13 protein-coding genes are annotated in these 12,981 nt (G+C 65.7%); 8 read left to right on the top strand and 5 right to left on the bottom strand.

The window, feature by feature from the left end; all coding sequences use genetic code 11:
* Positions 1-70: 70 nt before the first annotated feature.
* Positions 71-691, top strand: coding sequence for a TetR family transcriptional regulator (locus tag ACOIX3_RS08060; RefSeq protein WP_420969248.1), 621 nt, complete (start codon positions 71-73; stop codon positions 689-691).
* 259 nt (positions 692-950) lie between these two features.
* On the opposite strand, the gene ACOIX3_RS08055 is transcribed toward ACOIX3_RS08060, so the two are convergent.
* Together ACOIX3_RS08055 and trhA are read right to left on the bottom strand one after the other, a co-directional pair.
* Positions 951-1,745: an SDR family oxidoreductase gene (locus tag ACOIX3_RS08055; protein ID WP_420969246.1), complete on the bottom strand. Its 795-nt coding sequence runs from the start codon at positions 1,743-1,745 to the stop codon at positions 951-953.
* Between the two features lie 225 nt (positions 1,746-1,970).
* Positions 1,971-2,663, bottom strand: a complete 693-nt coding sequence (gene trhA, locus ACOIX3_RS08050) for a PAQR family membrane homeostasis protein TrhA (protein WP_420969244.1) — start codon at positions 2,661-2,663, stop codon at positions 1,971-1,973.
* 182 nt (positions 2,664-2,845) lie between these two features.
* Here trhA and ACOIX3_RS08045 point away from each other — a divergent pair, with 182 nt between their 5' ends.
* Entirely contained in the window at positions 2,846-4,309 is a 1,464-nt protein-coding gene (locus ACOIX3_RS08045) for a YcjX family protein (RefSeq protein WP_420969242.1), read from the top strand.
* Complete coding sequence (locus ACOIX3_RS08040; protein WP_420969240.1) at positions 4,306-5,337, top strand: YcjF family protein; 1,032 nt, start codon at positions 4,306-4,308, stop codon at positions 5,335-5,337. Before ACOIX3_RS08045 ends, ACOIX3_RS08040 begins: the two co-directional genes overlap by 4 nt.
* 139 nt (positions 5,338-5,476) lie before the next feature.
* Here ACOIX3_RS08040 and ACOIX3_RS08035 read toward each other — a convergent pair whose 3' ends face one another.
* Positions 5,477-7,036 (bottom strand): glycosyltransferase family 39 protein, encoded by a 1,560-nt coding sequence (locus ACOIX3_RS08035; protein WP_420969238.1) that lies wholly within the window; start codon positions 7,034-7,036, stop codon positions 5,477-5,479.
* A 208-nt stretch (positions 7,037-7,244) separates the two neighbouring features.
* On the opposite strand from ACOIX3_RS08035, the gene ACOIX3_RS08030 reads away from it, so the two are divergent.
* From ACOIX3_RS08030 to ACOIX3_RS08010, 5 genes are all read left to right on the top strand, one after another.
* Positions 7,245-8,990 (top strand): adenylate/guanylate cyclase domain-containing protein, encoded by a 1,746-nt coding sequence (locus ACOIX3_RS08030; RefSeq protein ID WP_420969236.1) that lies wholly within the window; start codon positions 7,245-7,247, stop codon positions 8,988-8,990.
* A gap of 162 nt (positions 8,991-9,152) precedes the next feature.
* Positions 9,153-9,380: a hypothetical protein gene (locus tag ACOIX3_RS08025; protein ID WP_420969234.1), complete on the top strand. Its 228-nt coding sequence runs from the start codon at positions 9,153-9,155 to the stop codon at positions 9,378-9,380.
* 210 nt (positions 9,381-9,590) lie between these two features.
* The gene (locus tag ACOIX3_RS08020; RefSeq protein ID WP_420969232.1) at positions 9,591-10,790 is read left to right on the top strand and encodes a molybdopterin-dependent oxidoreductase; all 1,200 of its coding nucleotides are present in this window, start codon (positions 9,591-9,593) and stop codon (positions 10,788-10,790) included.
* An 11-nt stretch (positions 10,791-10,801) separates the two neighbouring features.
* On the top strand, positions 10,802-11,113 hold the full coding sequence (locus ACOIX3_RS08015; RefSeq protein ID WP_420969230.1) for a c-type cytochrome: 312 nt from the start codon (positions 10,802-10,804) through the stop codon (positions 11,111-11,113).
* Positions 11,114-11,396: 283 nt separating this feature from the next.
* Complete coding sequence (locus ACOIX3_RS08010) at positions 11,397-11,597, top strand: cold-shock protein (RefSeq protein WP_021079749.1); 201 nt, start codon at positions 11,397-11,399, stop codon at positions 11,595-11,597.
* Positions 11,598-11,765: 168 nt separating this feature from the next.
* Here the strand turns inward: ACOIX3_RS08010 and ACOIX3_RS08005 are convergent, their stop codons facing one another.
* Positions 11,766-12,416 (bottom strand): hypothetical protein, encoded by a 651-nt coding sequence (locus tag ACOIX3_RS08005; RefSeq protein WP_420969228.1) that lies wholly within the window; start codon positions 12,414-12,416, stop codon positions 11,766-11,768.
* Between the two features lie 91 nt (positions 12,417-12,507).
* Positions 12,508-12,972 carry an Lrp/AsnC ligand binding domain-containing protein gene (locus ACOIX3_RS08000; RefSeq protein ID WP_420969226.1) on the bottom strand — a complete coding sequence of 155 codons (465 nt, stop codon included), beginning with the start codon at positions 12,970-12,972 and terminating at the stop codon, positions 12,508-12,510.
* Positions 12,973-12,981: the final 9 nt, after the last annotated feature.

Here is a 12,981-nt window from a genome sequence, read left to right as displayed (position 1 = left end):
ATCATTTATTCTAACATCGTTAAATTATCTAACGCTGTTAAAATTGAGTCAAGAACGGATTCGCCCGACCATGCAGACGCGCGAGAGCAGGAAGGAAGCGGTCAGCCGCCACAAGCGGGAGCTGATCCTCGATGCGGCGCGCAGCGTGTTCGCCGAGGAAGGTCTCGAGGGCGCAAGCCTGCGGGCGATCGCGACGCGGGCCGGCTACACCCCGGCAGCGCTGTATTTCCACTTCGACTCAAAGGAAGCGATCTATGCCGAGGTGCTGCGACAATCGCTGGCCTCGCTCGGCGAAGCCGTCAGCGCGGCGGTCGCGACGACGCGCGGCGCCAAGCAGAGGCTGCACGCCGCCGGCATGGGCTTCTTCCGCTATTATGCGGATAACCCGCGCGACCTCGATCTCGGCTTCTATCTGTTCCGCGGCGGCATGAAGCCGGCCGGGCTCGGCCATGACCGCGACCGCGAGCTGAACGCCGCGCTGGAGGCCGCGCTGCATCCGATCGCGGAAGCCGCCGAGGCGCTCGGCGCGTCCAGGCAGACGGCCAACACCGTGATGGTGGATTGCTTCGCCCACGCCACTGGCCTGCTGCTGTTGCTGCACACCGGCCGCATCAGGATGTTCGGCGCCTCCGCGCCCGATTTGATGGACGCCTATCTGCGCGACAAGATCGCGCAACTCGCGAAGGAGTAAGGCTACCTCACGTGAGGATGGCACCGGCGAAAGGGTTCCCTCCCCCCTTGTGGGGGAGGGTTAGGGAGAGGGGTGCCACACGGGTGCGCTCTCGATCTACTCGAACGACGCGCGGCCGAAATTGCGATAGCGAGACTACGATCAACGATCTCGCCCGGGGCCACCCCTCACCCCACCCTCTCCCACAAGGGGAGAGGGAGCCTGACTAGTGTGCTCACCTCACATCGCAACGACTTGCGCGGTCAGTCTTTCCCACAAGTCACTTCCCCTGCGCCTCCCGCATCTTGGCCTGGATCTTGGCCATGCCGCCGATCCAGCGGTCGTAGTTCTCGGTCTTCTTGCGCATGTAGCCGAGCACCTGCGGGTGCGGCAGGATCAGGAAGGTCTCCTGCTCGATACCCCTCAGCGCATCCTGTGCGACCTGGTCGGCGGAGAGATCGCCGTCGCCGGATTGCGGGCCCCTCGGGATCGAGCGCAGCATGTTGGTGTCGACGCCCTGCGGGCAGAGGATCGAGACCTTGATGTTATCGGCGCGGTGCGAGATCGCGAGGTTTTCGGCAAAGCCGACCGCGGCGTGCTTGGTGGTCGAATAGGCCGGGCTGCCGACCTGCGACAACAGGCCTGCGGCCGAGATCGTGTTGAGGAAGTAGCCGCCGCCGCGCACCTTCATGCGCGGCACCAGATGCCGCGCTGCGTAGACATGCGCCATCACATGGATCGCCCAGCTCCGCGACCACGGCTCGTCCGAGGTGCCGCCGGCATTTTTCGACAGCGGGTCGAAGCCGCCGCCGATGCCGGCATTGGAACAGAACAGCGCGATCGGGCCGAACATGCGCTCGCTCTCGTCGATCACGTGCAGGATGTTCTTCTCCTGCCCGACATCGCATTTGAACGCGGCGCCGCCGACCGAGGCCGCGACGTGCTCGGCCGCCGCATGGTCGAGGTCGACCACCACGACCTTGGACGCACCCGCGGCGTGGAACGCCTCGCACAACGCCTTGCCGATGCCATTGCCACCGCCGGTGACCACCACGACTTTACCTGCCACCTGCATGGCTATCCTCCCGATATCTTTGCTTGCACACTGTCGCTCTGCTCACTCCGCCCCCTATCTCCCGTCATCCTGAGGAGCGCGGAGCGCGTCTCGAAGGATGCACGGCCCGGCTGGTGGCCGTCGACCCTTCGAGACGCCGCTGCGCGGCTCCTCAGGGTGACGGTAAGAGGGCTGAATGCGCTATCACGAAACATGATAGCCCATCCGCCGCAGATGGCGAGAACTTCAGCTCGCCAGCACCACGTCGAACACCGCCGTATAGTGGCAGGCGGCGCCGAGCAGCACGAAGCCGTGCCAGATCGCGTTCTGGAAGCGCAGCCGCCGCCAGGAGTGGAAGATCACCCCCAAGCTGTAGAGGATGCCGCCCGCCAGCACGAAGCCGAGCGCCTTCGCCGGCAATGCCTTCACGACGGCGTCGTAGAGCATGATGCCGCTCCAACCCATCGCGAGATAAAGCCCGACCGCGAGCCGGTCGAAGCGGCCGGGATAGGCGAGCTTCAGCCAGATCCCGACGATCGCGACACACCACACGCCGACCAGCAGCGCGATGGCGAACGTGCTGTCCTTCAGTTCCACGATGAACGGCGTGTAGGTCGCGGCGATCAACAAATAGATCGCCGAGTGATCGAAGCGCCGCAGCACCCATTTGGCGCGCGACACCGGCCAGAGATTATAGGTCGCCGACAGCGTCAGCATCGCGAGCAGGCCCGCGACATAGACCGAGACCACGGCAATATCGAACGGGCCGGCGTACACCGCGGTCAGCACGATCAGCGCGGTGGCGGCAACCAGCCCGAAACAGACGCCGACGAGGTGGACGACTCCGTCCGCAATCAGTTCGGCACGGTCGTAGTTCCACAGCGCGGCGCCGGCCGCGTGGATCGAGGTCGAGATTTGCTTCAGGCGAAAGACCGTCATACAGGCTTTCCGGTGTGCCGATTTGACCATGGGGTGGTGCGACGCATTCAATTCCCCTCGCAATCCCTCGCCTGCAAAGGCGCCGGAAATGTGAAACTTGATTTTGGCCCGATAATCGCCACCTTGCGGGTGATCGCCCGCCTCTTTTGGCTCCTCCTGCCGGATCTTTTCGCTAACCCTCCATGCCCCCCCGCTTCTCTGATATCGTCGAGGAAGCGCGTCTGTCGGCGCGGGCGCTGCTCGACTATAGCGAGGGCCTTTTCAAGCCGACGGTGCGGCTCGGTGTCACCGGCCTGTCGCGCGCCGGCAAGACCGTGTTCATCACCGCGCTGGTGCATGGCCTGACCCGCGGTGGCCGCTTCCCGGTGTTCGAGGCCTATAGCTCGGGGCGGATCGCGCGCGCCTATCTCGCCCCGCAGCCCGACGATGCGGTGCCGCGCTTCGCCTACGAGAACCATGTCCGCACCCTGATCGAGGAGCGGAGCTGGCCGCGCTCGACCACCGATATCTCCGAGCTCCGCCTCGTGATCGAGTATCAGCGGCAAAATGGCGCGGACCGCACGCTGACCCTCGACATCGTCGATTATCCCGGCGAGTGGCTGCTCGACCTGCCGCTGCTCAACAAGAGCTACGAGCAATGGTCGGCCGAGAGCCTCGCATTGTCGCGCGAGCCGCTGCGCGCAAAGCTCGCGGCGCCCTGGCACGCCCATCTCGCAACGCTGCAGCCCGAGGCCAAGGAGGACGAGCAGGCCGCGCGCACCGAGGCAAGACTGTTCACCGATTATCTGCGCGCCTGCCGCGACGAACGTTTCGCGATGAGCCTGCTGCCGCCCGGCCGCTTCCTGATGCCGGGCAATCTCGCCGATACGCCGGCGCTGACCTTTGCGCCGCTCGACGTGCCTGTCGACGGCAGCGCGCCCGACGGCTCGCTGTGGGCGATGATGCGGCGGCGTTACGAGGCCTACAAGGACGTCGTGGTACGGCCATTCTTCCGCGACCACTTCGCGCGGCTCGACCGCCAGATCGTGCTGGCCGACGCGCTCGCCGCTTTCAACGCCGGCCCCGAGGCGCTGCATGATCTCGAAGCGGCGCTGGCCGGCATCCTCGACTGCTTCCGGATCGGCCGCGGCACGATCCTGAGTTCGCTGTTCCGGCCGCGCATCGACCGCATCCTGTTCGCGGCAACCAAGGCCGACCATCTGCATCACCAGAGCCACGACCGGCTGGAAGCCGTGCTGCGGCGGATCGTGGCCAAGGCCGCCGAGCGCGCCGAATATGCCGGCGCCGCCATCGACGTGGTGGCGCTCGCCGCGGTGCGCGCCACGCGCGAAGCGCAGGTCGCACGCGGCCGCGACCGGCTGCCCTCGATCCTCGGCACGCCGGCGCAGGGCGAGGCCGCCAATGGCGGGACGCTGGATGGCGAAACTGAAGTTGCGACCTTTCCGGGCGACTTGCCCGACAATCCGGAGGAGCTGTTCAACGGCGGATTCCGCGGCCTCTCGAGCGCCGGCGCCGAGGCCGCCGATTATCGTTTCCTGCGCTTCCGGCCGCCGAAACTGGAACGAGGCGGCGATGCGGAGCCGGCGCTGCCTCACATCCGCCTTGACCGCGCCCTCCAGTTCCTGATCGGAGACAAACTGCAATGAACGAGAAGACGCCCCCGCGGCGGCCGGCGACGTTCAAGCTCGACGATCCCGGCGTGGTCGTGATGGATCCGGACGACAGCGGCCGCCTCAGCCGCGGCACGATCCAGATCGTGCCCGAGGCCGAGCCCGCGCAGCTTCCAGTGCCGGTTGATACGCCGCTGCTGCCGGCGCGCCGCGGCTTCCGCTGGGGCACGCTGTTCTGGAGCGCGGTCGCGGGCCTCGTGGTGCTCGGCACCGGGCTTGGCGTGATCAACCTGGTCGAGGATCTGTTCGCGCGCAACGAAGGCCTCGGCGTCCTCGGGCTCGGGCTCGCCGTCATCGCCACGGTGGCGCTGGCCGTGGTGAGCACACGCGAGCTGGTCGGCCTGGCGCGGCTTGCGACCATCGAGAAGCTGCATCTGCGCGCGGCTGAGGTGCTGATCAGCGACGACCGCGCCGCGAGCCGGGCTGTTGTCGCCGACCTGCTCAAGCTCGCGCACCAGACCCCGCAGCTCGCCCGCGCCCGCAGCGCGCTGCAGAGCCATACCGACGACATCATTGACGGCGCCGACATGATCCGCCTCGCCGAGCGCGAACTAATGACGCCGCTCGACGAGGAGGCGCGGCGGTTGGTGTCATCAGCTGCGCAGCGCGTCTCCGTCGTCACGGCGGTCAGCCCGCGCGCGATGATCGACGTGCTGTTCGTGTTCGTGGCGAGCTTGCGGATGATCCGCCAGCTGGCGCGGCTCTATGGCGGCCGGCCCGGTGCGCTCGGCATGATCCGCCTGCTGCGCCACGTCATCGCGCACCTCGCGATCACCGGCGGCATGGCCGCGAGCGACAGCCTGATCCAGCAGATGCTTGGCCACGGCATCGCGGCAAAACTCTCGCAGCGGCTCGGCGAAGGCATGCTCAACGGCCTGTTGACCGCCCGCCTCGGCCTCGCCGCCATCGACGTCACCCGCCCGCTTCCCTTCAACGCCCTGCCGCGCCCCGCGCTGACCGACCTGGCGAAGGACCTGATCCGCAAGCGCGAGGAAGAAGAGTAGCTATCGCTTCTTCAACGCAGAGCAGACGCCCGTTACTGCGCCCTCTCCCCTTGTGGGAGAGGGCAGCTCAGCTGCCCGCCACGAACTCACTTGGGTGAGGGGTTTCTCTCCGCGCACCTCGCCAGCGGAGAGAGACCCCTCATCCGGCAGCCTTCGGCTGCCACCTTCTCCCACAAGGGGAGAAGGTGATCTCGCAAGGCTCCCTCAGCATCGCCAGCACGCGCCAGCGGAAGAACGTGGTGTCCGGCGGCGGCGACAGATCGGGTGTCCAGCCGCTGATCTTCTCGAGCGCATAGGTGTCCATCACCATGCCGCGCCAGCTTCGCGTCACGCGCTCGAGCGGCTGGCGCACTGCTGATGTTTCGCTCCATAGCGGCAGATTGTTCTCGGGCTCGCGCCCGACATAGATGCCGACGTGATCCCTGATCAAGTTCATGCCGGGGTCGGCAAAGCCCTGGAAGCGGCCGCGCTCATTGATTTCGATGACCGGCACCCGCCCGCGCAGCATCCAGCGCAGCATCGCATAGGTGCGATAATCCGTGGTCGCGACCCAGGTCGCGCCGGTGGCCTGCACCTGCGCCAGGGTATGCGCGGCCAGCACATCATAGCCCGCCTCGGTGCCGATCGGATCGGTGCGGCCGATCAGATTCCACGGCACGAACATATAATAGAGGAAGACGCAGACGACGAACACGATGCCCGATGTGATCGCGGTCCGCGCCCAGGAGACGGTCGACTTGATGAGCCCGACCGACCAACCCTCGAACGGCATCCGCGTGACGTTGATGGCAACCGCCGCAAAGCCCGCCGGCCACAGGAACATCGGCCAGGTGTCGCCGACCCGCAAGGTCAGCGACTTCCAGAGGAAATAGGCGAACGGCACCAGCACCGATGTCGCGAGCAGGATCGCGACCGGCTCGCGCCTGACATAGCCGCGCCATGCCGTCAGCACTGTCCCGAACAGCGTCACCGGCAGCAGCACGAAGCCGACCAGGCCGAACTGCATGCCGATGAACTCGCCGAGCGTACGGAAGGTGAGATCGCGCTCGACGGTGGCGCGCACCGCCTGGAAGCGGAACGAGGCCCAGTCATGCTCCGCGTTCCAGATCAAGACCGGCGAGAACACGACGATCGCGATCAGCGCGGCAAGGTAAGGATACGGGCTGCGCAGCCAGCGCCAGCGCCAGTCCGGCACCAGCGCGAAGGCGAGCACCGCCGGCGCGAACATGATCGCGGTGAATTTGGACAGCAGCGACAGCCCGGCGAACAGCCCCGCGGCCAGCCACCAGCGCCCGTCATTGCTCTGCGCGAGCCGCACCAGCGACCACAGCATCGCAACCGAAAACGGGATCAGCGCCGTATCGGGCGCGACCTTGGCCATTAACAACCCGTAATAAAGCGCCGCCTCCGGCAGCAGCAGCGCGAGCATCACGGCGCGGACATTGTTCGATGTCACGCGGCGGACGATGTCGGCGAGCAGGAGCTGGGTCGCCAGCATCGCCACGATGCCACCGAGGCGGACGCCAAGATTGGTGTCGCCGAGAACAGCTGTGCCAAAACGGATGAACCAGGCGACCATCGGGGGATGGTCGAGGAAGGACAGCACGTTTTCCTTCGACCAGGTCCAGTAGTAGGCCTCGTCGGTGCGCAGATCGAGCGCATGGGCATAGACCAGCCGCATCGCGGTCATGGCTGCCATCACGGCGATGACGCCACGCCAATCCGGCGCGCGCGAACGGGCCGGCTTAACGCTGATGTTATCGGCTCCGGATTGGGCTCGGGCTATCGTCACGGCGCTTTTTGTTCGACTCTTAACGGAGTGTCAACGTGCCGCCCAGCCCGCTACCGCGGCCCGTCCGGACCCGCGGTGGTGTTCAGCGCGGGAATTAAGCACTAGAATTGCCGATATGAATCACATGGCCTCCCCCTCGCGCGAACATTTGCAGGAAATGGCCCGCGGCGTCGGCCAGCGGCAGGTTCGCCTGGTCACGGGGGCGATCATGTTCGCCTACCTGGTCAGCCATTTCCTCAACCACGCGCTCGGCAACATCTCGACCGAGGCGATGGCGATCGGGGTGCACTACCACACTGAGTTCTGGCAGTTCCTGCCGGTCGCGATCGTGTTCTACGGCGCCTGCCTGGTGCATACCGGGCTCGGCATCTGGGCGCTGTATCAGCGCCGCGAGTTCCACTGGAAGGCGATCGAGCCGCTGCAGCTGGTGCTCGGCCTGAGCATCCCGGTCTTCATCATCATCCACATCGTCGGCGTGCGGCTCGGCCAGACCCTGTACGGGCACGAGAAGCTCTACCCGCAGGAGCTCTACACCTTCTTCATCGCCTCGCCGGTCCGGTTGTGGCTGATGTTTGCGGTGCTGCTGATCGCCTGGGTGCATGGTTGCATCGGGCTTTATTTCTGGCTGCGGCTGCGCGCGTTCTTCCGGTGGGCCGCGCCGTTCCTGCTGGCCACGGCCGTGCTGATCCCGACGCTGGCAATGCTCGGCATCTATCAGGGCGGCCGCGCCACCATCGAGGACTATCAGGATCCCGACTGGCGGCGCGAGGAGCTGTCGGTGCAGAAGCTCGGCACGGCGGCCCAGGCTGCCACGCTCGAGAAGATCACGGGTGGCTTGACGATGGGCTATCTCGGCCTGCTCGCCCTCGTGCTGCTGGCGCGCGGCGCGCGTGCCCTGCTTGAGCGCCGCGGCGGCACGATCGCGCTGTCCTACGGCAACGGCCGCACGCTACGGGTGCCGAAGGGACTGAGCGTGCTGGAAGCGAGCCTGCGCTACAACGTGCCGCATGCGAGCGTCTGCGGCGGCCGCGCGCGCTGCTCGACCTGCCGCATCCGCATCATCGGCGATCACGCCCAACTGCCCGAGCCCTCGCCGCGCGAGGCCTTCGTGCTGCACCGGGTCGGCACCGACGATCCGTCGATCCGGCTGGCCTGCCAGTTGCGGCCGACGGGCGACCTGACCTTCTTCCAGCTGTTCCTGCCGCACACGATGTCGGCCAATTCGCACGCCTCCAATCCGACGCGGGTCGGCCAGGAGCGTTATCTGGTCAGCATGTTCGTCGACATGCGCGGCTCGACGCAGCTTGCCGAGAAGCGGCTGCCGTTCGACACCGTGTTCATCGTCAACCGCTTCCTCGGCGCGGTGTCGCAGGCGGTGCTGGAAGCCGGCGGGCGGCCCAACCAGTTCATCGGCGACGGCATGCTGGCGCTGTTCGGGCTCAGCACCGACCGGCAGGTGGCCTGCCGCCAGGCACTGCGCGCGGCGGCGCTGATCGCAGCCAATATCGACGAGCTGAACCAGTTCCTCAGCCACGATTTGCGCGAGCCGATCCGCTTCGGCGTCGGCATCCATGGCGGCGAGGTGATCGTGGGCGACATCGGCTATCGCGACCACATGGTGTTCACCGCGCTCGGCGATGCCGTCAACGTCGCGGCACGGCTGCAGGACATGACGAAAGCGCTGGCCTGCGAGGCGGTCATCTCAGACGAGGTGCGCGTCACCGCGGGGCTCGCCGACGATGCCCTGCCGGCGCAGGAGGTCGCGATCCGCGGCCGCAACGCGCCGATGACCGTGCGCACCGTCGAGGCGACGCGCGTCTTGGCCACGCTGGTCGACGACCGGCACGCCGTCGCGGCCTGACCGGTTCATCTCCCCCTTCACCGAATGTGATCTGCCGCACATCCGAAGCTGCGTTCAGCAGAGATGCTCGAACGCGCCCGGTGCCGGATGCGACTGACTGGCGATGGGTAACACTGCAACCGCGCCGCGACAGAGGTCAACGCGCATCTGAAGGAGACGACCATGCTTCGCAAAGTCACGCTTGCTCTCGCGACCGCCGCAACGCTTGCTGCCGCCGCGCTGGCGCCGACCTCGGCTTCGGCCAAGCCGTTCTTCTGGCATCCGCATCACCATCACTTCTGGGGCGGCCCGGGCATCTCCGTCGGCTTCGTCGATTCCGGCTGCTACGTCACCCGCCTGGTGATGACGCCCTACGGTTATCGCTATCGCACCGTGAACGTCTGCTACTGATCGAGCCTTCGACTTGGATGGAAATGCCCCGGTCGCCGCATGCGACCGGGGCTTCTCGTTGTTGCGACGCAACGCTGCGAAAGCTCAATTGACTTGGGGTTGTCAGGTGCGACATTTGTCGCCGCGCGCATTCCATGATGCGAAGGCGCGCAAGGCAAGGTGAGCCTGGTGATGACCGGCTCACGACAGAACAGCTTCGGAGGAAGCGGAATGCTCGATCGACGAGACTTGATGAAGCGCGCCGGGTTGGCCGCTTTGGTGGCGGGGCTGGGATCAAGGGGCGCATTCGCCCTCGACACCGTGACGCTGCCTTTCGGCAATGGCGAACGCCCGCTGGTGCGCTACCCGCAGAAGCGCCCGATGATCGGCCTGACCGCCCGGCCGCCGCAGCTGGAAACGCCGTTTGCGGTCTTCAACGACGGTCCGCTCACGCCGAACAACGCGTTCTTCGTCCGCTATCACCTCGCCGGCATCCCCTACGATCTGGATCCGGACAAGTTCACGCTTGAGATCAAGGGCAAGGTCGACAAGCCCGTGAGGCTGTCGCTGAAGGACATCCGGAAGCTGAAGGCTGTCGAGCTCGTCGCCGTCAACCAGTGCTCCGGCAACAGCCGCGGCTTCTTCAATCCACGCGTCGCCGGCGGTCAGCTCGGCAACGGCGCGATGGGCTGCGCACGCTGGCACGGCGTGCCGCTGAAGACCGTGCTCGACATGGCCGGCGTGCAGGCCGGCGCCAAGCAGGTCACCTTCAACGGCATGGACGGTCCGGTGATGGACACGACGCCCGACTTCGTGAAGGCGCTCGACATCGACCATGCGCGCGACGGCGAGGTGATGCTGGCCTGGGGCATGAACGGGGAGGACCTGCCATTCCTCAACGGCTTCCCGCTCCGCCTCGTGGTGCCCGGCTATTACGGCACCTATTGGGTCAAGCACCTCAACGAGATCACCGTGATCGACAACGTCTTCGAGGGCTTCTGGATGAAGTCGGCCTACCGGATTCCGGATACGCCGAACAATGCGGTCGAGCCCGGCACCGCACCGAAGGCGACGATCCCGATCAACCGCTTCACGGTGCGCTCGTTCATCACCAGCGTTGCCGACGGCGCCAAGCTGAAGGCCGGCCGCACCACGCTGCGCGGCATCGCCTTCGACGGCGGCAAGGGCATCAAGGAGGTCGCGGTCTCGATCGACGACGGCAAGAGCTGGACACCGGCCAAGCTCGGCAAGGATCTCGGCAAATACGCCTTCCGTGAATGGAAGCTGAAGGTGGCGCTCCCGGCGGGCGCCTTGGACCTGAAGGTGCGCGCCACCAACAATGCCGGCGACACCCAGCCGATGGATCCGTTGTGGAATCCCGCCGGCTATCTGCGCAATGTCGTCGAAACCGTGCGCGTCACCGCGGCGTGAGGAGAAGCATCATGACCAGCAAGCTGCTTCCCTCCCTCGCCGCGATCGCCATGCTGTCGATCGGAGCTGCGATGGCCGCGCCCGTCAACTACGCGCTTCCCGAGGAGACCGCGACCTTCAAGCCCGGTCCCAACCTCGACGTGGTGCAGAACAACTGCACCGCCTGCCACTCGGCCGACTACATCAAGACCCAGCCGCAGGGCGAGAAGTTCAAGAAGGACTTCTGGCAGGCCGAGGTGACCAAGATGATCAAGGTCTACGGCGCGCCGATCGACCAGGCCGACGTCGGCAAGATCGTCGAGTATCTTTCCGCGACCTATTGAGACGCGGCCGATCCATCCCCCGCGCGCCGGCCGAACGCCCGCGCGCGGGGCTATTGATCCAATTCGGGTCAGCGGAACCGATCTTTTTTGCAGCGCATCAATTGACCACGAAACAGGCAATCCGCCGCCAAAACCCTGCAAAGCGGGTTGTTTCCGGGCGAAAACACACCGTGGTTTGATCTACCCAGCTTTTTTCAAACTGCTATCCTGTGCGGTACGGACAAGCCGGTTTGTGCGGGGACCGACTGGTCTGTTTTCGATTGATTCCGCGGAGACGACTGGAATGCCCAAAGGTACAGTGAAGTGGTTCAACCCGACCAAGGGTTATGGATTCATCCAGCCCGCAACAGGCGGCAAGGACATTTTCGTTCATATTTCAGCAGTTCAGAAGGCCGGTCTTCAGAGCCTCAACGAAGGCCAGTCTGTTGAATACGAAGAGATTGCCAATCGCGGCAAGACATCAGCCGAGAACCTCAAGGTCTAGCGCACGGCGCAAGATCCAGCGGCGCACTCTCGGACACGATCCGGGAGTGAGGGCCGATCCAACATCACACGACGTGACGTTCGGCGGAGCGGGCACGGCGCCCGCGCGCCACGGCGTTGAACTCTTTTCGGCCGCCTCGGAACGCGCGCGGCACGAACGCTCAGCCGTTCAATCCTCCGTCACCCATTTGGCGACGGTCATGACGTCAGGCGGTTGCAGATAGCCGCGGGGCCAGAGATCGACGGCCCATTCCACCTTGGTGGTGCGTTCGAGCAGAACGGCGGTGTTGTGCGGCGTTTGTCCCAACGAAAACCCGCGGTAGTGGGGATCCCCGACGTCGTGGAACTTGAACAGATTCCACGACTGCATCACCAGCATCAGGCTGGTCGTGTTGCGCGTCGTGTCCCAGCAATCGTAATTGTGCTTGTCGTCGTTGGCGCGGAAGTCCGCTTTCGCCACGCGCTTGTCGGTGCCGAGGATCGGCCCCATCCGGCGGTCGAACCAGATCACGGCCTTCTGCACGGCCGCGCGTTCGGCGGCGGCGTTGGCGCGGCCCGTGGCCATGATCCTGGTCAGGGCCGCCCGGTCGGCTCCGCTGAAGTCGAGCATCTCGCGGCGCCGGCAGACGAAGCCGTAGCACACCGTCATCGCCGAGGCCGACGGTGGATAGATCGAGACCGATGTATAGAGCTGCATGATGCCGGAGCTGAACTCGGCCGCGCGGGACGGCGTCATTGCGGACAGGGACAAGATGGCCGCGCATAACGCGCCGGCAACCCCGGCTCGCTTCGCTCGTATCGGCTGATTGGTATCGTCCATGTCGCGGCCCCCAACTGGGGGGAGAATTATCGCGGGTGCGTCGCGCTGCCAAGACATCCTGCGCATGGCTGTGGATCAGATCCGGAGCCCATCAGCCGACCGGCAGCGGCGCGTCGCGCTTGACTTCCTCCATCACAGCGTAGGTTCGGGTCTCGCGCACGCCCGGCAGCGCCAGCAGGGTCTCGCCGAGAAACCTGCGATAGGCGCTCATGTTGGCGACGCGCGCCTTGACCAAATAGTCGAAGCCGCCGGCCACCATGTGACACTCCAGCACTTCCGGCGCGATCTGGACCGCCCTGGCGAACTTCTCGAATACATCGGGCGTGGTCTTGTCGAGCAGCACCTCGACAAACACCAGAAGGCCGAGCCCGAGCCGGTGCGGGTTGAGCCGCGCACCATAGCCCTCGACGAAGCCGTCGCGCTGCAGCCGCTTCAGCCGTTCGCCGACCGAGGTCGGCGACAGGCCGATCCTCTCGGCCAGTTCCACATTGGCGATCCGGCCATCCCCTTGCAGGATCGAGAGGATTTTGCGGTCTGTCTTGTCTATATCTGTCATATGTAAGGC

The organism is Bradyrhizobium sp. B120 (assembly GCF_049075665.1).
In the GTDB taxonomy this organism is placed as follows: Bacteria; Pseudomonadota; Alphaproteobacteria; order Rhizobiales; family Xanthobacteraceae; genus Bradyrhizobium.
Note: the sequence above shows the minus strand (reverse complement) of the source record. Positions and strands in the feature narration are given on the sequence as shown.